The 24,265-nt window shown below is 73.8% G+C and carries 23 protein-coding genes; 10 read left to right on the top strand and 13 right to left on the bottom strand.

Annotated elements, in window-relative coordinates:
- Positions 1–114: 114 nt before the first annotated feature.
- A complete protein-coding gene (locus ABD223_RS32520; RefSeq protein ID WP_344040520.1) occupies positions 115–2,166 on the bottom strand; it encodes an ATP-binding protein in 2,052 nt (683 codons plus the stop codon).
- Positions 2,163–2,771, bottom strand: a complete 609-nt coding sequence (locus ABD223_RS32515) for a Pvc16 family protein (protein WP_344040519.1) — start codon at positions 2,769–2,771, stop codon at positions 2,163–2,165. The genes ABD223_RS32520 and ABD223_RS32515 overlap by 4 nt, the downstream gene beginning before the upstream one ends.
- Positions 2,772–2,975: 204 nt before the next feature.
- Between ABD223_RS32515 and ABD223_RS32510 the strand changes: the two genes are divergently transcribed.
- Positions 2,976–3,362 (top strand): hypothetical protein, encoded by a 387-nt coding sequence (locus tag ABD223_RS32510; RefSeq protein WP_344040518.1) that lies wholly within the window; start codon positions 2,976–2,978, stop codon positions 3,360–3,362.
- Between the two features lie 49 nt (positions 3,363–3,411).
- Here the strand turns inward: ABD223_RS32510 and ABD223_RS32505 are convergent, their stop codons facing one another.
- The 7 genes from ABD223_RS32505 to ABD223_RS32475 form a co-directional block, all read right to left on the bottom strand.
- Complete coding sequence (locus ABD223_RS32505) at positions 3,412–5,115, bottom strand: catalase (protein WP_344040517.1); 1,704 nt, start codon at positions 5,113–5,115, stop codon at positions 3,412–3,414.
- 169 nt (positions 5,116–5,284) lie between these two features.
- Entirely contained in the window at positions 5,285–6,559 is a 1,275-nt protein-coding gene (locus ABD223_RS32500) for an ABC transporter substrate-binding protein (RefSeq protein ID WP_344040516.1), read from the bottom strand.
- 59 nt (positions 6,560–6,618) lie between these two features.
- Positions 6,619–7,719 carry a branched-chain amino acid ABC transporter permease gene (locus tag ABD223_RS32495; protein WP_344040515.1) on the bottom strand — a complete coding sequence of 367 codons (1,101 nt, stop codon included), beginning with the start codon at positions 7,717–7,719 and terminating at the stop codon, positions 6,619–6,621.
- The gene (locus ABD223_RS32490) at positions 7,716–8,603 is read right to left on the bottom strand and encodes a branched-chain amino acid ABC transporter permease (RefSeq protein ID WP_344040514.1); all 888 of its coding nucleotides are present in this window, start codon (positions 8,601–8,603) and stop codon (positions 7,716–7,718) included. The genes ABD223_RS32495 and ABD223_RS32490 overlap by 4 nt, the downstream gene beginning before the upstream one ends.
- The gene (locus ABD223_RS32485; protein ID WP_344040513.1) at positions 8,600–10,432 is read right to left on the bottom strand and encodes an AMP-dependent synthetase/ligase; all 1,833 of its coding nucleotides are present in this window, start codon (positions 10,430–10,432) and stop codon (positions 8,600–8,602) included. The genes ABD223_RS32490 and ABD223_RS32485 overlap by 4 nt, the downstream gene beginning before the upstream one ends.
- Complete coding sequence (locus ABD223_RS32480; RefSeq protein ID WP_344040511.1) at positions 10,429–11,271, bottom strand: ABC transporter ATP-binding protein; 843 nt, start codon at positions 11,269–11,271, stop codon at positions 10,429–10,431. Before ABD223_RS32480 ends, ABD223_RS32485 begins: the two co-directional genes overlap by 4 nt.
- Positions 11,268–12,053: an ABC transporter ATP-binding protein gene (locus tag ABD223_RS32475; protein WP_344040510.1), complete on the bottom strand. Its 786-nt coding sequence runs from the start codon at positions 12,051–12,053 to the stop codon at positions 11,268–11,270. Before ABD223_RS32475 ends, ABD223_RS32480 begins: the two co-directional genes overlap by 4 nt.
- A gap of 207 nt (positions 12,054–12,260) precedes the next feature.
- On the opposite strand from ABD223_RS32475, the gene ABD223_RS32470 reads away from it, so the two are divergent.
- The 4 genes from ABD223_RS32470 (at position 12,261) to ABD223_RS32455 (ending at position 14,992) form a co-directional block, all read left to right on the top strand.
- A complete protein-coding gene (locus tag ABD223_RS32470; protein WP_344040509.1) occupies positions 12,261–12,620 on the top strand; it encodes an ATP-binding protein in 360 nt (119 codons plus the stop codon).
- Complete coding sequence (locus tag ABD223_RS32465; protein WP_344040508.1) at positions 12,617–13,339, top strand: SigB/SigF/SigG family RNA polymerase sigma factor; 723 nt, start codon at positions 12,617–12,619, stop codon at positions 13,337–13,339. Before ABD223_RS32470 ends, ABD223_RS32465 begins: the two co-directional genes overlap by 4 nt.
- Before the next feature lie 102 nt (positions 13,340–13,441).
- Positions 13,442–13,828 (top strand): hypothetical protein, encoded by a 387-nt coding sequence (locus tag ABD223_RS32460; RefSeq protein ID WP_344040506.1) that lies wholly within the window; start codon positions 13,442–13,444, stop codon positions 13,826–13,828.
- 240 nt (positions 13,829–14,068) lie between these two features.
- Positions 14,069–14,992 carry a hypothetical protein gene (locus ABD223_RS32455; protein WP_344040505.1) on the top strand — a complete coding sequence of 308 codons (924 nt, stop codon included), beginning with the start codon at positions 14,069–14,071 and terminating at the stop codon, positions 14,990–14,992.
- 416 nt (positions 14,993–15,408) lie between these two features.
- On the opposite strand, the gene ABD223_RS32450 is transcribed toward ABD223_RS32455, so the two are convergent.
- Complete coding sequence (locus ABD223_RS32450) at positions 15,409–16,428, bottom strand: DNA topoisomerase IB (RefSeq protein WP_344040504.1); 1,020 nt, start codon at positions 16,426–16,428, stop codon at positions 15,409–15,411.
- A gap of 76 nt (positions 16,429–16,504) precedes the next feature.
- Between ABD223_RS32450 and ABD223_RS32445 the strand changes: the two genes are divergently transcribed.
- The gene (locus ABD223_RS32445) at positions 16,505–17,593 is read left to right on the top strand and encodes a carboxylate-amine ligase (RefSeq protein WP_344040503.1); all 1,089 of its coding nucleotides are present in this window, start codon (positions 16,505–16,507) and stop codon (positions 17,591–17,593) included.
- Between the two features lie 56 nt (positions 17,594–17,649).
- Positions 17,650–18,009, top strand: a complete 360-nt coding sequence (locus ABD223_RS32440) for an STAS domain-containing protein (protein ID WP_344040502.1) — start codon at positions 17,650–17,652, stop codon at positions 18,007–18,009.
- Here the strand turns inward: ABD223_RS32440 and ABD223_RS32435 are convergent.
- The 3 genes from ABD223_RS32435 to ABD223_RS32425 form a co-directional block, all read right to left on the bottom strand.
- The gene (locus ABD223_RS32435) at positions 18,006–18,347 is read right to left on the bottom strand and encodes a hypothetical protein (RefSeq protein WP_344040501.1); all 342 of its coding nucleotides are present in this window, start codon (positions 18,345–18,347) and stop codon (positions 18,006–18,008) included. The genes ABD223_RS32440 and ABD223_RS32435 overlap by 4 nt on opposite strands.
- A 58-nt stretch (positions 18,348–18,405) precedes the next feature.
- The gene (locus tag ABD223_RS32430; protein ID WP_344040628.1) at positions 18,406–18,834 is read right to left on the bottom strand and encodes a nucleoside deaminase; all 429 of its coding nucleotides are present in this window, start codon (positions 18,832–18,834) and stop codon (positions 18,406–18,408) included.
- A 154-nt stretch (positions 18,835–18,988) separates the two neighbouring features.
- Entirely contained in the window at positions 18,989–21,709 is a 2,721-nt protein-coding gene (locus ABD223_RS32425; RefSeq protein WP_344040500.1) for a CHAT domain-containing protein, read from the bottom strand.
- 159 nt (positions 21,710–21,868) lie between these two features.
- Here ABD223_RS32425 and ABD223_RS32420 point away from each other — a divergent pair, with 159 nt between their 5' ends.
- From ABD223_RS32420 to ABD223_RS32410, 3 genes are all read left to right on the top strand, one after another.
- The gene (locus ABD223_RS32420) at positions 21,869–22,996 is read left to right on the top strand and encodes a S8 family serine peptidase (RefSeq protein WP_344040499.1); all 1,128 of its coding nucleotides are present in this window, start codon (positions 21,869–21,871) and stop codon (positions 22,994–22,996) included.
- Between the two features lie 163 nt (positions 22,997–23,159).
- Positions 23,160–23,789 carry an RNA polymerase sigma factor gene (locus tag ABD223_RS32415; RefSeq protein WP_344040498.1) on the top strand — a complete coding sequence of 210 codons (630 nt, stop codon included), beginning with the start codon at positions 23,160–23,162 and terminating at the stop codon, positions 23,787–23,789.
- A complete protein-coding gene (locus tag ABD223_RS32410) occupies positions 23,755–24,219 on the top strand; it encodes a hypothetical protein (protein WP_344040497.1) in 465 nt (154 codons plus the stop codon). The genes ABD223_RS32415 and ABD223_RS32410 overlap by 35 nt, the downstream gene beginning before the upstream one ends.
- The last annotated feature ends 46 nt before the right edge of the window (positions 24,220–24,265 follow it).

Below are 24,265 nucleotides of genomic sequence, written 5' to 3'. Positions count from 1 at the left end.
GGGAATCGTGCTCCCATCCTGAACCCGCGCCGCCGAGCGGACCACGCCCGCGCGGGCCGCGCTCTCCGCCCGACCGGGCGGTCACCGCGCCCCACGACCCACGCCGCGGCGCGCTCACCGGGCCGCGCCCTCGACCGCCAGCCCCAGGTACCGGCCGAACTCGCGCTCGCCGACCAGCCGGCCGAGCTTGCGGTACTCGCGGGCCACCGCGCCGACCACCTCGGCCATGCCGACCGGCCGCCCCGCCGCCGCGGCCAGGTACGCGGCGGTCACCGCGGCCGACCGGATGTGCCCGCCCGCCAGCTCGAACGCGGCGGCCAGGAAGTCCAGGTCCACGTCGCCGCGCGGCGCGGACGCGCCCAGGCACCGGTCCCACAGCCCGCGGCGCAGCGGCTCGTCGGGCAGCGGGAAGTCGACCACCACGTCCAGCCTGCGGGTGAACGCCTCGTCCAGGTTCGCCCGCAGGTTCGTGGCCAGCACGGCGACGCCGTCGAAGGTCTCCAGGCGCTGGAGCAGGTAGGCGCTCTCGATGTTGGCGTACCGGTCGTGCGCGTCGCGCACCTCCGACCGCTTGCCGAAGATCGCGTCGGCCTCGTCGAACAGCAGCACGCCGTTCACGCCGGCCGCCCCGGTGAAGATCCGCTCCAGGTTCTTCTCGGTCTCGCCCACGTACTTGTCGACCACGGTCGCCAGGTTCACCGCGTAGAGGTCCAGCCCCAGGGAGCGGGCGATGACCTCGGCGGACATGGTCTTGCCGGTGCCGGAGTCACCCGCGAACAGGCCGGTGACGCCCCGCCCGCGCCCACCGCCCGGCCGCATCCGCCACTCGTCGATCACCCGGTCGCGGTGCCGGGCGCGACCGGCCAGCTCGCGCAGCAGGCCGGCCACCGGCGCGGGCAGCACCAGGTCGTCCCAGCCGACGGCGGGCTCGATGCGGCGGGCCAGGCGCTGGAGCCCGGCCGCGTTCTGGGCGCGGGCGCCCGCCCGCAGGTGCTCGTCGGTCACCGCGCCGCCGTCGACCAGCGCGGACACCGACGCGGCGCGCGCGGCGCGGGCGATCTGGCCGGGGCCGAGCACGAAGTGCGCGGTGGCCGCGACCGGGTCGGCGCCGGGCGCGAGGCGGCCGTCCAGGTGGGTCCGCCACACCCGCGCGCGGTCGGCGGCGGGCAGCGGCTCGGCGTCGTGCGGCAGCGGCGGGTCGACGTGCCACCGGGGGTCCCACACGCCCGGACCGAACACCACCAGCGGCACCGCGGGGTGGGCGAGGTCGGCGGGCGGCTCGTCCTCCACCGGTCCGAGCACCACGCCCGCGCCGCGCAGCACGGCCTCGCGCAGGACGGCGGTCCGCACGTGCCGGTCCGGGTCGGCGCGCAACCGGTCGGCGTCGACCTCCAGCACCGCGAACCCGGCGCGGCGCAACGCGGCGGCGGCCGTCTCCCGCGCACCACCCCCCGGTCGTTCTCGCAGGTGGACGAGGCGGATCCCGGCGCGGAAGGCGCGCACGAGCGGATTGGCGTCGGTCACCCCAGTACCGGCAGTCACCCCGGTCCCATTGGCCCCTGGAGCCCCGCCGGTCCCTCCGGTCCCCTCCTCGACGACGTGGGCGACGCCGGTGAGCGCCGCGTCCGGCCGGTCGCCGCCGAGCAGGTGGTCGACCACCCGGTCGGGCACGCGCAGCGACCGCGACAGGAACGGCCGCTCCCGGTCCTCCACGACCAGCAGCCCGCCGGCGGGCAGCGGCGCGGACGGGTCCAGCCGCGCCCGGCCCGCCGCGTGCGCCTCGGGCAGGCCGCACAGGCGCAGCGCCAGCCCGGCGGTGGCGCGCCGGCGCGTGACGTCGTCGTTGAGGTAGCCGTAGAACTGCTCGAACCGGCTGTCCACGTCCGGCGCCAGCGCCACCAGCAGCAGCTCCACGTCCAGCCCGGTCAGCCCGGCGGTCTCGGCCAGCCGGCCCAGCCGCCCGGGGGCGGGCGAGCCCTGGAACGGCGCGAACGGCTCGCGGCGCGCGGCCAGCAGCGCGTCGACCGCCTCGTCGGACAGGTAGAGGCCCCGGAACGGGTCGTCCGGGTTGTGGTCGGCGCCCCGCCGGGCCGCGACCGCGTCCCGGATGCGCCGCTCCAGCGCGGCGAGCCGGGTGAACAGGTGGGGCGGGCTCCCGGTGTTCACGGTCGCCCGCGCACGGTCACCGGGCGGTGCGCGACGTGGTCGCCGCCCATGGTCAGGCCCAGGCCCTCCTCGACCGGCGGCCCGGCGGCCACCGCGCGCCCGGCGTCGACCGGGGCCGACACGACCACGTCCAGCGAGGGCTTCAGCTCGCCGCCCAGCGCCGACCACACGTCGGCGAACGCCCGGTCCTCGGGCGGCGGCAGGGCGACGGTCACCGGCACGGGCAGCCCCAGCTCCTCCAGGGACCCGGTGAGCAGCCGCGGCGGCAGCGACTCGTGCCGCAGGAAGCCGACCAGCAGCTCCGACAGCAGCCGGTGCTCGTCCTCGGAGCGCTGCGTCCACGCCGTGACCAGGTAGGACAGCTTGATGTGGCGGGGCGGCAGGTGCCGGGCGGTGACCCGGCCGTTCTCGTACTCGTTGAGCAGGCCGCGCTGGCGGCGGCGCAGGTCCTCGCGGATGTCGTAGAGGTAGACGTTGACGGTGGGCGCGTTCCGGCGCGCGGCCCAGTCCTTCGTGGGCGCGTCGAACGCCACCTCGACGTCCGTGCCGCGCAGGGCGTCGTCGCGGACCAGTCGCCGCAGCGCCTCGTCAACCTCGTGGATCACGTTCCCACGATGGCGGGGCGGGTCGCGGCCGACCAGCGGCGGCGCGGCGGACCTCGGGGCAGCGCCCGCTGCCCGTGCGGGCAGGGGCCGGCGACCCGGGCGCCCGTGCCCGGTGATCGCGACACCACTCCAACGGCCGGTGCGGCGAGGGCCCCGCCGTGGTTAGCCTTCGCGGGTCCCCGCGCCGGGCAAAGGAGCTCCGCCATGCCGAGCCGTGTTCGCCACCTCCTCCTCACCGCGGCCACCGTGGCCGTCGCGGCCGGTCTCGCCGCGGTCACGCAGACCTCGGCGCAAGCGGTCACCTGCAACGCGAAGGCGAGCCTGCACGACGCGGGCGGCGCCCTGCGCGGCCAGGCGATCACCCTGTGCCGCGGCGGCGCCCCGCTGCCGGGCGAGCCGACGCCGATCCACGTCGTGGACGACAGCGGCGTCGTCCAGCGCCTGGACCCGGTCACCGGCGAGTGGCGCGCGGTGGCGGGCGGCACCGGCACCATCACCTACACGTGCGCCGGCACCGCCACGAACACCTACCGGACGGTGAACACCTCCGCCGGGAAGGCCTCGACGCCCCTGACCACCGCCTGCGGCTGAGGGCCGCGCCCACGACCGGGGTCACCCGACCGGGGACGCGGCCGGGTGCTCAGGCGAGCTCCACGCGCTCGTTCGGCACGCAGTGGGTCATCTGGAGCCCTTCGACGTCCCGGGGGCCGTTCGCGCCGAGGTTCTCCAGGCGCTTGCGGTCCTCGACGGTGAGGTCCTGGCTCGCCAGCGGCTCCAGGTGGGCGACGTCCTCGGGCCTGAGGCCGAGGCCCTCGCCGACCCGCAGGCCGAGGTCGTCCTCGACGAGCAGGAAGTGCCAGACCATCCGCTCCCGGATCGGCTGGTCGCACTGCGAGAGCAGGGTGACGAGGTTGCGCACCAGGTCGTCGCGCTCCCACTGCACCATGAGCAGGTACCGCTGACCGGCCTGGGCGTAGTCGTTGGTCCGGGGGATGCGCTTGCGGGTCAGCCTGCCCTGGATCACCGGGCCCTGCTCGTCGTGCGTGGGGTACCGGGCCTCGCGCAGGCCGCCGGTGATCGACGGCTCGTAGTTGACGTGCGGGTTCGTCCCGGCGGTGTCGTTGTAGTAGGCCATCTGGCCGTCGCGCTGGTTGGTGCGGACCTCCACGTCCTTCGGCTGGTTGACCGGCAGCTGGAGGTAGTTGGTCCCGACCCGGTGGCGCTGGGTGTCGCTGTAGGAGAAGGTGCGGCCGACGAGCATCTTGTCGTCGGAGAAGTCCAGGCCGTCGACCAGCACGCCGGTGCCGAAGGCGATCTGCTCGTTCTCGGCGAAGAAGTCGCTCACGTTGCGGTCGAGCACCATGCGGCCGACGGGCTTGGCCGGGAACTCGTTCTCCGGCCACACCTTCGTGTCGTCCAGCGGGTCGAAGTCCAGCTCGGGGTGCTCCTCCTCGGTCATGACCTGCACGAGCAGCTCCCACTCGGGGTGGTCGCCGCGCTCGATGGCGTCGCGCAGGTCCTTGGTGGCGTGGCCCAGCTCGGTGGCCTGGACCTTCGCCGCGTCGGCCTCGGTCATGCTCCGGACGCCGGCCTTGGGCATCCAGTGGTACTTGACCAGGATCGACTCGCCCTCGCCGTTGAGCCACTCGTAGGTGTTGACCCCGAAGCCCTGCATGTGGCGGTAGTCGGCGGGGATGCCGCGCGGGCTGAACAGGTTGACCAGCATGTGCATCGACTCCGGCGTCTGCGACATGAAGTCGAAGATCCGGTTGGGCTCCTGCCGGTGGGTCACCGGGTCCGGCTTGAGGGCGTGGATGACGTCGGGGAACTTGATGGCGTCCCGGATGAAGAACACCGCCAGGTTGTTGCCGACCAGGTCCCAGTTGCCGTCCTCGGTGTAGAACTTCACCGCGAAGCCGCGCGGGTCGCGGGCGCACTCCGAGGAGTCCCGGCCGCCGATGACGGTGGAGAACCGCACCGCCACGTCCGTCCGCTTGCCCTTCTCCTGGAACAGCTTCGCCCGGGTGTATCGCCCGATCGGCTCATCCCCCCAGCCGCCGTACGCCTCGAAGTAACCGAAAGCCACCGCCCCGCGCGCGTGCACCACCCGTTCCGGGATGCGTTCGCGGTCGAAGTGGCTGATCTTCTCCAGGAACTGGTAGTTCTCCAGCGTGGCGGGCCCCCGTGCCCCGACGGTCCGCTGGTTCTGGTTGTCGTAGACGGAATGCCCCTGCCGGTTGGTCAGCACGGGGCGGTCATCACCCGGTTGGGATCCCTTGCTCGCCACGTCGGTCATGACGGTCGCGTCGTCCTTCCACACGTCTGCCCGGTCCACTGCGCCCATCGGCCTACCCGCTGGGCCGATCGGAGCAACGCGTACGGCCGAAAGGTACCGGGTCGGGTGGTGTGGATCAGGCGGGGTGGGCCGGGCGGCGGGGGCGCGTCGCGGGCCGGGCGTCGCGAGCCGGGCGGCACGGGCCGGGCGGCGGTGTCCCGGCCCGTGCCGCCGCCGGTCACGTGTAGCAGGGCTTCTCGAACCGGAACCCCTCCGCCGTGGGCCCGGTGAAGAAGTCCTTGACCAGCCCCACCCCGGTGGGCTCGCCCTCCTGCGGCCGGTAGATCAGCGACTGCCGGACCAGCGACTCGTCCGGCGTCCCGGAGAACCGGCCCGCGCCCTCGGGCAGCATCCCCTCGTAGTCGACCGACTCCAGCTGCCGCACCGCGTTCAGCACGCCCGCGCGGGTGAGGTCCTTGTTCTCCGCGGCCTTCTCCAGCGCCGCCTTGAGCGGGTACGCCCACACCCAGCCCGAGGTGTACCCGTCGTTCGGGGTGACGCCCGACAGGGCCGCGCGCATCGCCTCGTGCCCCGGCGAGTCGGTCCCCCACGGCTTCCACGGCGCGGACTGGTAGTACAGGGCCTTGATCGCGGACGCGGCCGGGCTGGCCAGCAGGCCCTGGTTCCACGTCGGCGAGGTGCCGATGAACTTGCCGGTGAAGCCGCGGGCCGCGGTCTGCCCGACGATCACCGCCGCGTCGGTCGGGCCGACGGTCAGGACGACCACGTCCGGCTTGGCCGACACGATCGCGTCGATCGCGCCGCCCTGGTTGTCCTGCCCGGTCTGGGTGACGGTGCTGGAGAAGGTCAGCCCCCGCCCCTCGGCGGCGAGCTTCGCCCCCGCGGCGGCGTCGTCGCCGTAGTCGCCCTGGAAGTGCACGGCCATCACGCTCTTGGCGCCCAGGTCGTCCGCCGCGAAGTCGACCGCGTTCATCGACTCCACGCAGTAGTTCGCGCCGGACTCCAGCACGACCTCCTCGAAGCCCCACAGCGACGTCCACGACGCGGGCACGCTCACCATCTGCGTGCTCTCCAGGTCGGGCAGGATGGCCGCGGTGGTCGGCGAGCCCAGGGTCTGGGTCAGCGCCAGGACGTCGCCCTTCATCTCCTGGTAGACCTGGTTGTGGATCTGCGGGTTGTACTTGTTGTCGGCGACGTGCGTGGTCATGTCGATGTCGTAGCCGCCGATGCCGCCCTGGTCGTTGACCCGCTTCCAGAACGCCTTCTGCGACTCGACGATCGACGTGGCCAGGGCCTTGAACGGCCCCTCGGTCAGGTCGGAGATGGTGCCCAGGTAGATGCAGCCGCGGTCGGGGTGGCCGGTGTCCGGGCACGGCTCCCGGGTCACCCCGAAGTCGACCTTGGTGCCGCTCTCGTCCTGGGCGGGCGCCGCGCCGTCACCGCCGCGGCAGGCCGCCGCGGCCAGCGCCACCACCGACAGGACCGCGACCACCGCTCTGCGCCTGACTCTTCCGGAGCCAACCATCACATCCACCCTCCGAACTCGGGGATTCAGTACGAGAAAGGCCAGGTGCGCCAGTAGTTGCGGACCCGTGCCCAGATCCCGACCAGGCCGCGCGGCTCGACGATCAGGAACACCACGATCAGCAGCCCGTACAGCACCGCCTCGACCTGGAACACGGTCACCGCGCCGGTCGCGTCGGCGCTGATGAACGGCAGCACCTCCGGCAGCTCCCGGGTGACGCGCGGCAGCAGCGTGATGAACAGCGCGCCCATGATCGCGCCGGAGATCGTGCCCGCGCCGCCGATGAGGACCATGGCGATGTACTGCACCGACAGCAGCAGCCCGAACGAGCCCGGGTCGAAGAACCCGTTCACCGCGAACAGCAGCGAGCCCGCCACGCCGGCGTAGAACGACGAGATCGCGAACGCCAGCACCTTGTACCGGGTCGGGTCCACGCCGATCACCGCCGCCGCGAGGTCGCGGTCGCGCACCGCCGCGAACGCCCGCCCGATCCGCGACCGCACGAGGTTCCGCGCGAGCACCCCGAACACCACCAGCAGCACGAACATCAGCAGGTACAGCTGCTGCGGCCCGGTGAACCACGCCGAGGGCCGGTCCAGCCGCACCCCGAGCAGCTCGGGCACCGCCGCGGGCCTGCCGATGCCCGGACCGCCGGTCAGCGACGTCCACTCCCGGAACACGTGCTCGCCGAGGAACACCAGCCCCAGCGTCACGATCGCCAGGTACAGGCCGCGCAGCCGCACCGCCAGCGGCGCCACCAGCAGCCCCGCCAGTCCCGCCACGAGCCCCGACGCCAGCAGCCACACGGGCAGCGAGGTCACGCCGAACCCGATCACCCGGCCGTCCGGGTCGCCGGACAGCGCCGCGCCCGTGTACGCGCCGATGGCCAGGAAGAACGCGTGCCCCAGCGACACCTGCCCGGCGTAGCCGGTGACGATGTTCAGCCCGATCGCGCCGATCGCCGCGACGAACCCGGTGGCCAGCAGCACCAGCAGGTCGTCGGTGACCAGGAACGGCACCAGCAGCGCGAACGCCACCAGCGCGCCGGTCCAGGCCCGCTTGGGCCGCGTGTTCAGGAACGCGGTGTCCTGCGCGTACGAGGTGTACAGCTCCGGACGACCCCTCACAGCCGTTCCACCTCCTTGGCGCCGAACAGGCCGTGCGGTCGCACCAGGAGCACCACCAGCATCAGCGCGTACGGCGCGACCAGGGCGAAGTTCGGTCCGAGCCACGGCGCGACGTCGCCCTGGTAGGTGCCGACCAGCGACTCCACCACCCCGACCGCCAGGCCGCCCGCGACCGCGCCGCCCAGCGAGTCCAGGCCGCCGAGGATGACCGCGGGCAGCGCCTTGAGCGCCACCACCCACAGCTGCTGGTCCACGCCCGCGCCGGTGGCCACGAACACCCCGGCCAGCGCGGCCAGCCCGCCGGCCAGCGCCCACGACAGCGCGAACACCGACCCGACCCGGATGCCCTGGGCCAGCGCGACCTCCTGGTCGTGGGCGACCGCCCGCATGGCCAGGCCCGTGCGGGAGAACCGGAAGAACGCGAACAGCGCGACCACCACGGCCACCGTCGTCGCGAGCATCACCAGGTACCGCTGCTGCACCTCGACGCCCAGCAGCGACACGGTGGTCAGGCCCCACGGGTCGCCCACCGGCAGCACGTCCAGCCCGATGAACGCGTTGGTCACCACCCGCACCACCACGTCCACGCCGATGGTGATGATCGCGACCACGAACACCGGCTTGCCGATCATGGGCCGCAGCACGGTCCGCTCCACGCCCAGCGCCAGCGCCGCGATCACCAGCGCCGCCACCGGCACGGCCAGGAAGAACCCGACGCCCGGCGACAAGTGGGCGACCAGCACCGCGCCCGCGAGCATGAACGCCGGCTGCGCGAAGCTGATCACCCGCGTCGACTTGTGGATGATCACGAAGCCCAGCGCGAGCAGGGCGTAGACCGATCCGGTGCCCAGGCCCCGGACCAGCGACTGGAGGAACTCGCTCACGACCGCCCCCCGCCGAGGTACATGTCCTCCACCAGCTCCCCGTAGGCCTTGGCCAGCGCGGACCGCTTCACCTTCTGGGTGGCGGTCAGCTCGCCGTCCTCGTGCTCCAGCTCCTTCGGCAGCATCCGGAACTTCTTCACCTGCTCCACGGCGGCGAACCGCTCGTTGACCTCGCGCACGACCCCGTCCACCAGCTCGCGCACCTCGTCCTTCTCCGCCAGGTCGCGGTAGGTGGTGTAGGTGATGCCGCGCCGGCCGGCCCAGTGGCCGACGGTGTCGGGTTCGATGCCGATCAGCGCCACCAGGTACGGGCGCCGGTCGCCGAGCACGACGGCTTCCTTGACGTAGGGGGAGGCCTTCAGGGCGTTCTCGACCTCGGACGGGGCCACGTTCTTCCCGCCGGCCGTGATGATGATGTCCTTCATCCGGTCGGTGATCCGCACGTGCGTGCCGTCGACCCACTCGCCCACGTCGCCGGTGCGCAGCCAGCCGTCGCCGGTGAGCGCCCGCCGGGTGGCCTCCTCGTCGCGCCAGTAGCCCGCGAACACGCCCGGGTGGCGGGTCTGGATCTCGCCGTCCCCGTCGATCCGCAGCTCCACGCCCGCCTGCGGCTCCCCGACCGTGCCGAGCCGGACCCGGCCGGGCCGGTTGCCGGTGGCGACGCCGCTGTTCTCGGTCATCCCGTACACCTCGTGCACGGGCACGCCGATGCCCATGAAGAAGCGGAGCACCTCCGGCGAGATCGGCGCGGCGCCCGACGCGGCGTAGCGGACGTGCCGCATCCCGATGCGCGTCTTCAGCGCCCGGTAGCAGCACACCCAGCCCACCGCGTACCGCAGGCGGGTGGCGGTGGTGTGCCGGCCGCCGTTGCGGACCAGCTCGGCGCCGACCCGGTCGGCGACCCGCAGCCAGAACCGCGTGGTCACGCGCTTGACCGGGGACGCGTTCGAGGTGCCGACGGTGACCGCCGCCAGCACCTTCTCCCAGATGCGCGGCACGCCGAACAGGATGGTCGGCTGCACCTCGCGCAGGTTGGCCTGCACGGTCTCGATCGACTCGGCGAAGTGCACCTGGATGCCCGCCGCCGCGCTGAGCCAGGTGGTGAAGACGCGCTCGGCGACGTGGCACAGCGGCAGGTACGACAGGGTGACGTCGCGCGGCGAGGCCGCCGGGGAGGCGAACGCGCCGCCGGTGGTCGCGGCGACGGCGAACTCGACGTTGGCGGCGGTCAGCATCGCGCCCTTGGGCGGGCCGGTGGTGCCGGAGGTGTAGACGAGGGTCACCACGTCGTCCGGCTCGGCCTCGCGCACCCGGCGGGCGACCGCGCCCGGGTGGTCCTCGCGGTGCCGCGCGCCGAGGGCGAGGAAGTCGTCCCAGGACACCAGGCGGGGGTCGGTGTAGCGGCTCCGGATGCCGCGCGGCTCCAGGTAGACGACGTGCTCCAGGTCGGGCAGCGCGTCCAGCACGGCCAGCACCTTGTCGACCTGCTCCTGGTCCTCGGCGACGAGCACCCGAGCGCCCGAGTGGGATAACAGGTACGCGACCTCGCTCGCCGGACTGGTCGGGTACAGGCCGACGGTGGTGGCGCGCACGGCCACCGCGCCGATGTCCGCGTACAGCCACTCGCGGCGGTTCTCCGAGTGCACGGCGACCCGGTCGCCCGGGTCGACGCCGAGCGCGAGCAGGGCGTGACCGACCAGCTCGGCCTGGTCCCAGTACTCCGACCAGGTGACCTCCTGCCAGATGCCCAGGCGCTTGGCGCGCAGGGCCACCGCCCGCGGGGTGGCCGACGCCCGGTCGCGCACGCGGGTGACGACGGTGGTGATCACGCGGCGCCCCCCGTGCCCTGGTGGTCGCGCGCCTCGCCGAGGTAGGCGCGGACCACGTCCGGGTCGCGCTGCACCTCGGCGGGCGTGCCGGTGCGGATGGGCCGGCCGAAGTCGAGCACCAGCACCCGGTCGGCGAGGTCCATGACCAGGCCCATGTCGTGCTCGACCAGGACGATCGCGATGCCCAGCTCCTCCCGGACGTCCAGCACGAACCGGGCCATGTCCTCGGTCTCCTCGGCGTTCATGCCCGCCACCGGCTCGTCCAGCAGCAGCACCTTCGGCTCCATGGCCAGCGCCCGCCCCAGCTCCACGCGCTTGCGCACCCCGTAGGGCAGCAGCCCGACGGGCATCCGCCGCCACGGGGCCAGCTCCAGGAAGTCGACGACCTCCTCCACCGCCGCCCGGTTGGCCAGCTCCTCGCGCCGCGCCGGGCCGAGCCAGGCGAACGCCGCCAGCGCGCCGCACCGCATGTGGTGGTGGCGGCCGAGCATGAGGTTCTCGACCACGTTCAGGTGGGCGAACAGCTCGACGTTCTGGAAGGTGCGGGCGATGCCCAGGGCGGCGATCCGGTGCGGGCGCACGCCCAGCAGCTCCCGCCCCTCGAACCGGACGGACCCCGACCGCGGCCGGTACACGCCGGAGAGCACGTTGAAGATCGACGTCTTGCCCGCGCCGTTCGGCCCGATGATCGCGAACAGCTCGCCGGGGTCGACGTGGAACGACACCCCGTCGATGGCGGTGACCCCGGCGAAGGCCAGCGTCACGTCCTCGAACTCCAGGACGGGGTTCGCGGCGGGGTTCGCGGTCGGGTCCGCGGCGGGGTTCGCGGTCGGGTTCACGAGAGCCACCGCTTCCGCCGCTTGTAGTGCTTGACGTCCCGGAACGACCGCGCCGCGCCCTCGCCGCCCAGGCCCAGGTAGAACTCGCGCACGTCCTCGTCGGCCAGCAGCGCGACCGCGGGCGAGTCCATCACGACCTTGCCGGTCTCCAGCACGTAGCCGTGGTCGGCGATGGACAGCGCCATGGTGGCGTTCTGCTCGACCAGCAGCACGGTCGTGCCGTCGGCGTTGATCTTCACCACGAGGTCGCGGATCTGCTGGACCACCAGCGGCGCCAGGCCCAGGCTCGGCTCGTCCAGCAGCAGGTACCGGGGCTCGGACATGAGCGCCCGCCCGATCGACAGCATCTGCTGCTCGCCGCCGGACAGGTAGCCGGCGCTCTGCCCGCGCCGCTCCCGCAGCCGCGGGAACAGCTCGTACATGCGTTCCAGGTTGCGCTTGACCGCGCGCGGCGCGGTGTGCCCGCCGACGCGCAGGTTCTCCTCGACGGTGAGCTGGGCCAGCACGCGCCTGCCCTCCAGCGCCTGCTTCACCCCGAGCGCGGCGATGCGCGAGGGCGACGCGCGGTGGATCGGCTCGCCGTCCAGCGTGACCCGCCCCCGGGTGACCTTGCCCTCGTGCACGCCCAGCAGGCCGGACAGGGCGCGCAGCAGGGTGGTCTTGCCCGCTCCGTTGGCGCCGAGCAGCGCCACGACCCGACCCTCGGGGACCTTCAGGCTGACGCCGCGGAGCACGAGCACGACGTCGTCGTAGACCACTTCGAGGTTGTTCGCCTCCAGCACCGGCGCCTCCGTGTGGTTGGCGTGGGGAGGCGGCCAGTATGGCCCCGATCACAGCGTTACCTACCGCTGTTCGCAAACCGTGATGAACCCTCCCACCGCCTGTTCGGCTTTCACGATTCTGTTGCTGGGTCCTGTGTGGACTGGTGTAACGCCCCTGACACGCGGGTATGCCCCCCGAACCTGGAACGAGAGGAGCGTTCGCCACTCATGGACGGCCCGGAGGTGGAGCTGAGGGTGGCGGCGCGGCCGACGCACCTCTCGACGGTCCGCGCGGTCGCGAAGGCGGTGGCCCGGTCCACCCCGGAGCTCGCGATCGACCTGGTGATCGCCGTGGACGAGGCGTGCACCGCCCTCGTCGCCCGCGCGAAGAGCGGGACGCAACTGCTGTGCAGGTTCGCCCGGGAAGGTGATTCCATTCGGTTTCACGCACAGGTCCGCTCATCGGCCGTCACCGTGCCCGACCACGACTCGTTGTACTGGCGGGTCGTCAGTTCCGTGACAGACGCGGTGGCCACATGGGTGGAGGGGGACGGCCACTTGCGGGTGGAGCTGAGGTGCCGGGCATGAACGCGGTCGACTACCAGCCGATGTTCCACGAGATGGCGACGGCTGACGGGGTGAGGCACCAGCAGCTGCGGGACCGGCTGGTCACCGAGCACCTGCCGATGGCCAGGCACATCGCCGACCGGTTCGCCGAGCGCGGCGAGTCGGTGGAGGACCTGCGGCAGGTGGCCGCGGTCGGGCTGATCAACGCGGTGGACCGGTTCGACCCGTCTCGCGGCATCGACTTCCTGGCGTTCGCCGTGCCCACCATCACGGGCGAGGTGCGGCGGTACCTGCGCGACCAGGGGTGGGCGGTGCGCGTGCCCCGCAGGTTGAAGGAGCTGTGCACGGCGATCGACGGCGCGCGGGTCGAGCTGGTCAGGCGCACCGGGCGCACGCCCAAGCCGAGCGAGGTGGCGCGGCACCTGGGCGTGCCCCTGGACCAGGTGTACGAGGGCCTGCACGCGGCGTCGGCGCACCACCTGCTGTCACTGGACGACGGGCTGGCCGACTCCGAGGGGCTGGCGTTCGACGACCCGGCGCTGGAGGTCGTGGAGCTCCAGCACGCCCTCGACCCCATGCTGCGCGGGCTGCCGAAGCGGGAGCGGCGGATCGTGGTGCTGCGGTTCTACCGGAACATGACGCAGAGCCAGATCGCCGACTCGGTGGGCGTGTCGCAGATGCACGTGTCGCGATTGTTGAGCCGATCCCTGGCGCGATTGCGCGACCTGCTCGACGATTGAGCCGGACGACGGTTGGACCGGCCGGTGCCGGTTGAGCCGGGTGGACGCGGTTGAGCCGAACGGGCCGGTCGAGCCGGACCCGGGTGAGAGGGGTTGGTCGCGGTGGTGGCGAACCTGTGCTGGCCGCAGCGGTCGGCCCTGTGCGTCGGCGTGCTGCTCGTGCTGTGGGGCGTGGCCGACTTCGTCGCGGGCCGGGCGCCCCTGGGGGTGCTGCACGTGGTGACCGGCGTGGTCCTCGGCGCCTCCGCGACGTCGATGCGCGCGTCCCGACCCGTGGGAGCGCTGATGGCCGTGGTGTTCCTGGTGGTGTTCGCGTTCGGCGTCGGTGAGGCGGGCGAGGCCGGCCAGGCGGGCCAGGTCGGTTCGGCGATGGACGCCGGCGCGGTCGGCAACGCGGCACACCTGCTGATCGGCTTCGCGTCCGTGGCCGTGGCCGCGAGCTGCGCGTGGTGCGAACAGCGCACGCGGTCAACCCTTCGCGTGCCCTGACCCACTCGCCCCCGACCCGCTCCGCTCTCCCGCTTGCCGCTCTCCCGCTTGCCGCTCTCCCGCTTGCCGCTCCCCCGCTTGCCGCTCCCCCGCTTGCCGCTCCCCCGCTTGCCGCTCCCCCGCTTGCCGCTCTCCCGCTTGCCGCTCCCCCGGTTGGTGACCGATCGTCCTGAATCGTGACGAACGGTTGCCTTAGGCCACTTTCGGGTACCTCCCGTTTGACCCGAACCGGGAGGACCCATGGACACCGCGAGTCTGCACGACGTGGTCGGGATCGAGGGGCCGTTCGTCTCCGTGTTCCTGGACGTGGGCGACCACGTCGAACTGCGCTGGCGCGCGATGCGGGACCAGCTCCAGGCCCAGTCCGCCGACCCGTACCTGGTGGCGTTGGCGCACAACTCGATCATGAGCGGCGAAACCCCGCGCGGCATGGCGGGCCGAGGCCTGGTGGTGGGCGGCGGGCGAGTGCTGGTGGACCGTTACGTGCCCGTGCCGCCCACCGGGTACACGGCGCGGTACGGCGAACTGCCCTACCTCCTGCCGCTGGCGGACCTCTCCGAACCGCTGCTCCCGCACGTCGTCGTGCAGGTGGGCGAGCACGGCGTGGACCTGCGCGGCGTGGACCCGAGCGGCCGACCGGTGGCCGTGGCGACGGTCGGCGCACGCCGCCCGGACCACCGCCTGGACGCGGCCGAACTCGCCGACGTGGCCCACGAAGCGACCTCCCTCGTGGACCGCCTGGGCGCCCCGCTGCTGGTGCTGGCGGGCCCGCTGGCCGGCCGCCGTTCACTGCGCGTGGCGCTGCCCAGCCGGTACCACCACCTGGTGGTCGAGGTCGAGGGCCCGCCGGACCGAGCGGTCCTCCACCTGGCAGGCCGGGCCAACCAGGACGCGCGCCGAGCCGTGGTCGAACGCTTCCGCGACGAGTCGACCCGCCTCACCGGCCGAGCGGTGCACGGCCTGGACGCGGTGACGCGGGCACTCGAAGAGGGCACCGTGGACACCCTCCTCCTGACCGACGTGCTGGCGGGCTCGCACCTGGTGGGCGAACACCGAGCCGACGAGCTCCTGCCGCTGCGGGCGGTCACCTGCGAGGCGGACATCGTCCTGGTGGGCGGTGCGATCCGGCTCCACGAGGACGTCGGGGCGCTGCTCAAGGACTGATCACTCCCACCCCCACCCAGTTCCGCCCCACCCAGTCCCGCCCCAACCAGTTCCACCCCCACCCGGCTCCACCCCCACCCCGCCGATTCCACTCCCCCCTCCGCACCTCCACCCACATCCCGCTCGCCTGCCGCCCATCCGGCGTGCGGGTCGGGCCGCCTCCAGGCCAGACCGCCTCCGGGCCGGGTCAGGGATCGGAAGGTGTGGGCCTGGCAGGTTCATCGGGTCGGCCAGGTCCAGGGTCGGGGTCGGAAGCCAGGGGCCGGGGCCGGGGGGCCGAGGCTCAGGGTCGTTGCGGTGCCCCGCCCAACACAACATCCGGTGGTTCGCGCAGTTCCTCATGTTCAACCGAGTCGCGAACCCCTCGTTTTCGTACATCTTCGGCCGATGATCACCCGATCGTGTGGCCGATCCGCCTAACCCTTCCCCTTCTTCCGCAGCAACTTCACCACGGCCCGCTCCACTGTCCCACGGTCGGCCGACTTCGGCTTGATCACCACCCCGCGCCGCCAGAGGTCCACCACCCTCGGGTCGACGTAGGACTTCCGGGCGACCGCCGGCGTGTTCCCGAGGTGCTCCGACACCTCCCGCACCACCGCCGCCTCCACCCGCTTCGCCCCGCTCTTGGTCCCCGGCGTCCCCTCCCGCGCGAACGCCGCCGCCGCGAGCACCGTCGCGTGCCACGTCCTCAGGTCCTTCACCGAGAACTCGTCACCGACCAGCTCCTTGAACCGCTCGTTGATGTCGTCCGACCCGATCTCGTACCCGCTGTCGTCCACGAGCAGCCTCTCACCCGGGCCCGACTCCGAACCCGAACCGGACCCGGCCCCGGCCCCGGAACCAGCCCGCCCTCGCAACAACGACCGAACCGCCCGGGCCAACCCCGCGTCCTCCACCTCCGTGGTGAACTGGATCCCGCCCTTCGCCGGGTAGCAGAAGTCCACAGTGGACCCCCTCACCGCCACGTGCGTGCACAGCAGCGTCGCCACCCCGTGCGTGCCGTTGTCCGCCGCGTACGTCTCGCCCCCGACCCGGAACACCCCCTGGTCGAGCACCGCCAGCGCCACGGCCAGCACCCGCCGCCGCGAGCGGCCCCGTTCGCGCAGTTCCCGGCCGACCTCCTCGCGGAACGCCGGCAGCGCGGGGACCAGCTCCAGCACCCTCTCGTGCTTCTCCTCGTCCCGGTCCTGCCGCCACTTCTCGTGGTACAGGTACTGCCGCCGCCCGGCCGAGTCCGTGCCGACGGCCTGGATGTGCCCGTTCGGGTGGGGGCAGATCCACACGTCCCGCCAGGCCGGCGGGATCACCAGGGCCTTCACCCGTTCGACCGACCCGGCGTCCAGGGGCGCGCCGTCCGCGTCGGTGTAGCTGAACCCGCGCCCCCGCGCACGGCGGTGCCAGCCGGGTCCGTTGGGGTCGCTGCGGCGGAGTCTCACCCCCGCGCAGGTTCCCTCCCGGACCAATGCCAAACACGATGGTTGGATCATGCCCCGATTGGGTATGGGAGCGGTCATGAGACAGCCGTGGACCGTCGGGGTCGAGCAGGAGTTCCTGCTCGTCGACCCCGAATCACGCCGTCCCGTTCCGCTGGCGGAGTCGGTTCAGCAGCACGCGGGGGCGCGCCTGGACGTGCAGCGCGAGCTGACGCCGTTCCAGATCGAGGTCGCCACGCCGGTGTGCGAGTCGACCGACCAGCTGTTCGAGCAGGTCCTGCTCGGCCGGACGCACCTGGCGAAGGCCGCGCACGCGGCGGGGTGCCGGCTGCTGGCCTCGTCGGTGCCGCCGATCGGCACGGCGGGTCCGCCGCCCGGCACGGACGACCCCCGCTACCGGATGATGGAGTACTCCCACCGCAAGATGATCGGCGGCTCCGGCGTGTGCGGGATGCACGTCCACGTCGGCGTGCCGGACCAGGACACGGCGGTGCGCGTGGGCAACGCCCTCCGGCCGTGGCTGCCGACGCTGCTCGCGCTGAGCGCGAACTCGCCGATCGAGCAGGCGGAGGACACCGGGTACGCGAGTTGGCGCTCGATCGTGTGGTCCCGCTGGCCGATCAGCGGCCCCCCGCCGCACCTGGCGTCGGCCGAGGAGTACGACCGGGTGGTCAGCGCCCTGGAGGCGACCGAGGTGCTGCTGGACAGCGGCATGGTCTACTGGGACGTCCGGCCGTCCGCGAACCACCCGACGGTCGAGATCCGGGTCACGGACCTGCCGATGACGGCCCGCGAGGTCGTGGTCATCGCCGAGCTGATCAGGGCTTTCGCCCGGACCGCGGCCGAGTCGGCTGACGTCGAGCCGGTGAGCGACGTGCTGCTGAAGGCGGCCTACTGGCGCGCGTCGCGCGACGGCGTGGACGGGCTGGCCGTCGACCCCCGCACCGGTCACCTCCTCCCGGCCCGCGAGCTGGCCCTGGAGCTGGCGCGGTGGTGCGAGCCCGCGTTGCGGGACGCGGACGCGCTGGGCACCGTGGAGGGTCACCTGGAGTGGCTGCGCAGTCACGGCAGCGGCGCGGCCAGGCAGCGGCGCGCGTTCGGCGCGTCACCCGACGCGCGTGAGCTGGTGGACGTGGTGGTGGCCGAGACGGTCGACGACGCCCGCTAGGGATTACCGTGGAGTACGCGCCGCACCGGGCGGCGTTGAACGAGAGGAGAACGAGCGTGCCAGAACCCGCGGCGACGCTCGCTTCCGTGCGGGTCGACCGACCGGCGGACGGCGTGGTGGTGCTGCACGTGTCGGGCGAGTTGGACACGAGCAGCGCGGACGAGTTGGCCAGGCCGCTGAAGGAGCACCTGGTCGAAGGCGTGCGAGGGGTGGTCGTCGACCTCGGCGGAGTGCGGTTCCTGGGCTCCGCCGGCCTGGAGTCGCTGGTGGTGGGCAACCAGCGGGCGTCCTCGCTGGGCGTGTCGCTGGTGCTCGTGGCCACGAGCCGGGCGACCCTGCGCCCCATCCAGGCGACCGGGTTGGACTCCGTGTTCACCGTGGTCGAGTCGCTCGATGACGCGTTGGGCCGGTTCTAGCGGAACCGGCGGACGGTCCTGATGGCGCAGCGCACCGCCCCCACCGGGGGCAGTGCGCCCGCCGGGGGGACCACCCAGCGCGACTCCTGCGCGGGGATGCGCCGGGGTCCGCGCCAGTACCGGGCGTTCGGCGGCAGCACGTAGCGCGGTTCGGGTTCGGCGTCCGGCTCGGCGAGGAACAGCCATCTCAGCCGGGGGCCGGGGATCGCGAGGATCGGCCCGAGGGGGCCGGTGGAGCGGAGCTGGTGGCTCACCTCGGCGCCCCAGCTCGCGGGCACCTCCACGGCCACCACGCCCTCGTCGAGGACGAGGCAGTGGTCCACGTACCAGGGATTCATGCCCGTTGATCTTGACAGCGGTCCGTGTCGGGACTGTGTCCCGAGGCGACGTTCCGCGTTAATCCTGGCCGATGTCCTCGAACCACAGCTCGGGCTTGGCCGCGATGAACTCCGTCATCATCGCCACGCACCCCGGGTCGTCCAGGAGGGTGATCCCCACGCCGTGCTCGGCCAGCCAGTCGTGACCGCCGTGGAAGGTCCGGGCTTCGCCGATCACCACGCGGGGGATGCCGAACTGGCGGACGAGGCCGCTGCAGTACCAGCAGGGTGACAGCGTGGTGACCATCACGGTGCCGCGGTAGCCCGCCCGGCGGCCCGCGGCGCGGAACGCGGCGGTCTCGGCGTGGGTCGAGGCGTCGCCGTCCTGCACCCGCCGGTTGTGGCCGCGACCGAGCAGCTCGCCGTCGGCGGAGAACAGCGCCGCGCCGATCGGTATGCCGCCCTCGGCCAGGCCCGCGCGTGCTTCCTCCACCGCCACGGCCAGCATCTCGCGTGCGTCCACCCGCCCAACCTAGCGGCCGGAACGCGCGCGAACGCAGAACTCGGGGGTCCTGAGCGTTCGACACGGTGGACCTGGGCGTACGACTCGCGCGGGCTGGACGTACGACACGCGGGGGCTGGGCGTACGACTCGCGCGGGGGTCAGGCGCCGAAGCAGAGGAAGCCCGCGCCGGCGGCGTAGGCGGCGTCGCCGGATTCGCGGTGGGCTTCCTGGGCGTTGGCCAGGGCGACCGCCGGTGGTTCGCCGGCGTTCAGCCGGCGGTGCAGGTCGACCATCAGGGGGGTGGTGACCTCGGCGGGGACGGGGACGACCGGGGCGATGAGGGTGCGCGTGCCCAGGCCGAGGAGGGCGGCGGTGAAGCCCATCAGCTCGTCGCCGGGGCGGACCGCCGAGAGGCCCGAGTCGCAGGCCGACAGGACCACCCGGGCGGGTGGGGTGCGCAGGCGTTCCAGGTCGTAGACGGTGAGGGGGCCGTCGGCCAGTTCCAGGGCGGAGAACAGGGGGTTGTCGGCGCGGAACGAGCCGTGCGCGGCGACGTGCGCCAGCGGTGCGCCGTCCATCGCGGCGGCCACGGCGTCGACCGTGGCGTCCGCGCCGACCAGGACCGACGCCGGGCCCGTCAACGGGGCGATGGCGGCGATCTCGGCGGGTGCGGCGGGCAGCCTCGGGCCGGCGGCCAGGACCGCCCGACCGGGGCCTGATGCCCGACCCGCGCCGACCGCCCAGTCCGGCCCGTCCGCCAGGCCCGCCTGGCCGGGCGCGGCGCCGTTGAGGAGGTGGGTCGGGGGCCGGGGAGCGCCGGGTGGGCGGGGGTCGGCCGTGGAGGCGCGGAGCCAGACGGTGGCCGAGGGGGCCACCACGACCGAGCGGCCCCGGCAGCTCGGCAGGGCGGACCAGGGCAGGCCGCCGAGGGGGCCGGTGGGCGCCAGCACGAGGGGGCGGGCGCCGAGGCGGCGGCGCAGGGGTGCGAGCAGGCGGGTCTCCAGCAGGCCGGCCGCGTGGTCCGCGCCCGCGCGGACGGCCGAGCGGTCCACGTGCTCGGGCAGGGTGACCAGGCGGTGCAGGGCGAAGCGGAGCAGCCGGACCTCGCGCAGGGCCCCGTCGAGCCGGCCCAGGTGGTGCAGGGAGGCGCGGCCGCCCGCCACCACCACGGCCAGCAGCGCGCCACCGTGGTCGATGTACTCCACCAGGGCCGCCGGGCCGAGGGCGTGGGCCAGGTCGTGGACGTCGGGCGGGGTGGACACGGCGCCGCCGCCGCTGGTCTGCCGGGTCAGGTCGCGCACGCGCTGCTCGCCGCGCACCTGCCGCTGCCGCAGGGCCGCCACGGGCCTGCCACCCAGCAGGGCGGCCTCCAGGTCGGCGGTCACGGCGCGCAGCTCGGCCAGGGCGTCGGCCAGGCCGGAGTCCTCGGGTGGTCGGGCGGGGGTCATGCGCAGCGCGCCGGCCCGCCACGCCTCCGCCCACGACAGGACCCGGGCGGCGTGCCCGGAGGCCACGGCCGCGCGCAGGCCTTCCAGCGCCAGCGCCTTGCCCTGGGCGCCGCTCAGGGCGCGCAGCTCCGCCGCGCCCAGCGACACCCGGTACTCGTCGAGCAGCCGCAGGCCGCGCCGCAGGGCGATCTGCGCGCCCCGCGCGTTGCCCTCCAGGTCGCGTCGCAGCGCCTCGGCGTACCAGCCCTGCACGCGGTGGGCGGCCGTGCCGCCGTGCCGGGCCGCGCCCGCCACCACCAGTTCCGCCACGGCGCGCCGCCCGTCGCCGAGGTCGCGGGCCACGAGCGCCGCGTCGACCCGGGCCTCCAGGCCCGCCATGCGCCAGCCCAGGGCGTCGAGCCGGGACGCCACCCGCGCCAGCGCGGCGCCGAGGGCCCGGTCGCGCCGCCCGCTCAGGTACGCGGCGCGCAGCTCCACGTGCCGGGCGCCCGCCTCCCACACCTCGCGCTTCTCGCGCCGGAACCCGCGCCGCGCGGCCACCGCCATCTCCACGGCCCTGTCCAGGTCGCCCTCCAGCAGGGCGACGCGGGCCCGGTAGAACATCGCCTCCGAGCGGGCCAGCACCAGGTCGTCGCCCAGCTCCTCCAGCGCCCGGTCGGCCGCCGCCCGCGCCTCCTCCAGCAGGGGCACGGACACCAGCAGCTCCAGCCGGTTGATCAGCAGCGCCGGGCGGGGCACCTCCAGCCGCCGGTACTCGCGCTCGGCCTCGGCGAACATGGTCAGCGCCCGGGGCACGTCGCCCGCCCGGGACGCGGAGATGCCCGCGTTCCACCGCACGTCGGCCACCGCCAGTTCCAGGTCCAGCTCGCGGTAGAGGGCGGCGGCGCGGTCGAAGTCCTCGTCGGCGGCGCGCAGGCCGCCCGTGTAGGCGCGCAGCAGGCCCCGGTTGTTGCGGGCGCGGGCCTCGCCGAGCTTGTCGCCGGTGCGGCGGGCCGCCTCGATGGACCGGTTGTACTCGCGCCGGGCCTCGTCGTACCGGCACAGGTAGTGCAGCACCAGGCCGCGCTGCATCCGGGCGATGTCGGCGTCGCCGCCGTCCAGCTCCTCCAGCGCCGCGTTGACCGCGCGCAGCGCCTGCGCGTGCCGGCCGGTGTTGGACAGCACGAACGCGAGGCTCACCCGGGCCAGCGCCGCCAGTCGCGCCGAGCCCGCCCGTTCGGCGATCCGCACCGCGCGGCGCAGGTGCCGCAGCGCGCCGTCGAAGTCGTGCAGCTCCCGCAGGGAGAGACCGATCGCGCGTTCGGCGGCCGACGCCTCTTCCGCGTCGCCCGCCGCCCGCGCCGCCCGCAGTGCCGAGCGGCCGATCTCGATCGCCGCGCGCGGGTCCCGCTGCCGGGCCTCCAGCGCTGCGGCGGCGGTTTCACCGGCCACGAGAACCACCTTATTACCAAGAACCCTGTGGTAGCTTGATCAAAGCTCACCACACCCCTTCTACGCCGTTGTGAGGCCGTGGTGTCCCAACCTTCCGATCGTGCGGCTCTTTACCTCAGGGCATTCGACCAGGCGATCAGTGAGCACAAGAACTTCCTGTTGCACCCGGAGCGCGGTCGGGAATTCGCGTACGTGGCGCGGGAGCTGCTCACCATCCCGGAGGACGTCGCCCGGGTCGCCCGGAAGTTGGCGCAGAACAACATCGGCAGCGAGCGCGGCAGGGATTTCGCGGGCATGGCGCGGCTGGTGCTGCCGGTGCGCAACGCCGGTGACGTCCCGGACGTCGTGCGGCTGCTGCGCGACCCGCAGCAGTGGCCGGGCGAGCGCACACCGGTGGTCCAGCCGCACCACGTGCTGTTCGGGCACGGCGGCAACATGCACGGCCACCCGGGTCAGCCGCCGCGCGTGTCGGGTCCGATCGCCGACCCGGCGCCGGCGGACGCGGGCCTGGGCAGGGGCGTGACCGTCGGCATCGTGGACACGGGCATCTCGCAGACGGCGGGCGGCGACCACCCGGCGTGGCTGGGCACCGCGTTCTCGCCGAGGGCCGACGAGGTCGACCCGGCCTACTCCGCCGGCGACGTGTTCGCGGTGGAGGGCGGTCACGGCACGTTCGTGGCGGGCGTGGTCCGGCAGGCCGCGCCGGGCGTGCGGTTCGACCCGGAGAAGGCGCTCGACCAGTTCGGCCTGGGCACCGAGGAGGACTTCGCGCGGGCGCTGTCCTCGTTCGACGAGCGGGTGCAGGTCGTCAACGTGTCGATGGGCTGCTTCACGCAGGGCGACGTGGCGTCCGAGCCGGTCCGCCGGTCGGTCGCGGCGCTGCCCGCCGACGTGGTGGTGGTCGCCTCCGCCGGCAACCAGGGCACGGCCCGGCCGAGCTGGCCCGCCGCGCTCCCGGGGGTGACGGCGGTCGCGGCGGTCGCCGAGGAGCGCGACGGCACGCGCTCACCCGCCTGCTACTCCAACCACGGCCACTGGGTGGACGCGTGCGCGGTCGGCAACCGGACCAGCACGTTCCTCAAGGGCCGGTGGGTGCTGCCGGGCTACCCGGACGAGGTCTACGACCGGTTCGCCTACTGGCTGGGCACCTCGTTCGCCGCGCCGCACGTGGCCGGGCGGATCGCCGCGACGATGACCCGGTCGGGCGTCTCGGCCGCCGCCGCGCGCGACCAGCTGCTCGTCGGGCAGCCCGAGTTCTTCACCGGCTACGGCGTCTTCGTCGAATGAGGCCGACCGGCCTCACCCGACAGGGTGGTCGGTGTATCTGGCGAACGCCTCCGGGCTCCGTAGTGTGTGGCATCGACGAACCTGAAGTCCGAGACCCGGCCGGGGTCCGCGCCGGCGCACGCCCGGTCGGTGGTGAAGCACCCCCGGGACCCGAGGAGGGGACGTGATCCCAGCCCCGATCGCCGCGCTGGTGGGCGCGGCGGCGGACGGCGACCAGCGTGCGTGGCACGAGATCGTGGCCCGCTTCACGCCGCTGGTGGTGTCGGTGATCCACCGGCACCGGCTGCGGCCCGCGGACGCGGCGGACGTGAACCAGACGGTGTGGCTGCGGCTGGTCGAGCAGATCGGCAGGCTGCGGGACGCCGACGCGCTGCCCGGGTGGATCGCCACGACCACCCGCAACGAGTGCCTGCGGATGCTGCGGATGCAGCAGCGCCTCCAACCGTTCGACCCGCAGTCCGAGGAGGAGCCGGCGAGCCCGGTGGACGCGGAGGCCGAGCTGGACGAGGAGCTGGAGACCGCGCAGCGGCTCCAGGCGCTGCGCGACGGGTTCCGCGCGCTGCCCGAGCACTGCCGGGAGCTGCTGACCGCGCTGCTGGCCGACCCGCCGCCGAGCTACTCGTCGGTGGGCGAGCGGCTGGCCATGCCGGTCGGCAGCATCGGACCCACCCGCAGCAGGTGCCTGGACAAGCTGCGGAAGACTCCCGCGGTGTTCCGCCTGTTCAAGCCGAGGCGGGTCGACGGAGGAGGTGTGCTCGGTGCTGAAGGGCGATCCGGGGTGGGAAAACGATGAGGAGCTGCTGCGCGACCTGGCGGCGGCCATGGCGGAGGCGCGGGACGTGCCCGCGCACGTCGTCGAGGCGGCGCACGCGGCGTACACGTGGCGCACCGTCGACGCCGAGTTGACGGCGCTGACCAGCTACGACTCGATCATGGACGCGGAGCTGGCGGTGCGGGCGCGGGCCACGTCGACCGCGCGGCAGCTCGTGTTCGACGCGGAGGGCGTCTCCGTGCAGGTCGAGGTGACCGAGGCGGGCGTGGCGGGTCAGGTGCTGCCCGCGCGTCCGGGCCGGGTGGAGCTGCTGACCGCCGGCGGGCCGGTCGAGGAGGCGGAGCTGGACGAGCTGGGCATGTTCCTGCTCGGGCCGCCGCCCCCGGGTCCGGTGCGGTTCCGGTGCGCGGTGGGCGGCACGACCGTGGTGACCGACTGGGTTTGCGTGTAGCCCCGTCACGGGCGCCCTGCCCGCCCGCGACGGGGCATTCCGAATG

Origin of the sequence: Saccharothrix xinjiangensis (assembly GCF_039527585.1) — a bacterium.
Classification (GTDB): domain Bacteria; phylum Actinomycetota; class Actinomycetes; order Mycobacteriales; family Pseudonocardiaceae; genus Actinosynnema; species Actinosynnema xinjiangensis.
This window is presented reverse-complemented; position numbering and strand designations above follow the sequence as displayed.

Coding starts and splice junctions, on each gene's coding strand:
- ABD223_RS32510 (WP_344040518.1), top strand. CDS start 2,976: ATGCCGAGCCGTGTTCGCCACCTCCTCCTCACCGCGGCCACCGTGGCC.
- ABD223_RS32505 (WP_344040517.1), bottom strand. CDS start 5,115: ATGGGCGCAGTGGACCGGGCAGACGTGTGGAAGGACGACGCGACCGTC.
- ABD223_RS32470 (WP_344040509.1), top strand. CDS start 12,261: ATGGACGGCCCGGAGGTGGAGCTGAGGGTGGCGGCGCGGCCGACGCAC.
- ABD223_RS32465 (WP_344040508.1), top strand. CDS start 12,617: ATGAACGCGGTCGACTACCAGCCGATGTTCCACGAGATGGCGACGGCT.
- ABD223_RS32455 (WP_344040505.1), top strand. CDS start 14,069: ATGGACACCGCGAGTCTGCACGACGTGGTCGGGATCGAGGGGCCGTTC.
- ABD223_RS32445 (WP_344040503.1), top strand. CDS start 16,505: ATGAGACAGCCGTGGACCGTCGGGGTCGAGCAGGAGTTCCTGCTCGTC.
- ABD223_RS32435 (WP_344040501.1), bottom strand. CDS start 18,347: ATGAATCCCTGGTACGTGGACCACTGCCTCGTCCTCGACGAGGGCGTG.
- ABD223_RS32430 (WP_344040628.1), bottom strand. CDS start 18,834: ATGCTGGCCGTGGCGGTGGAGGAAGCACGCGCGGGCCTGGCCGAGGGC.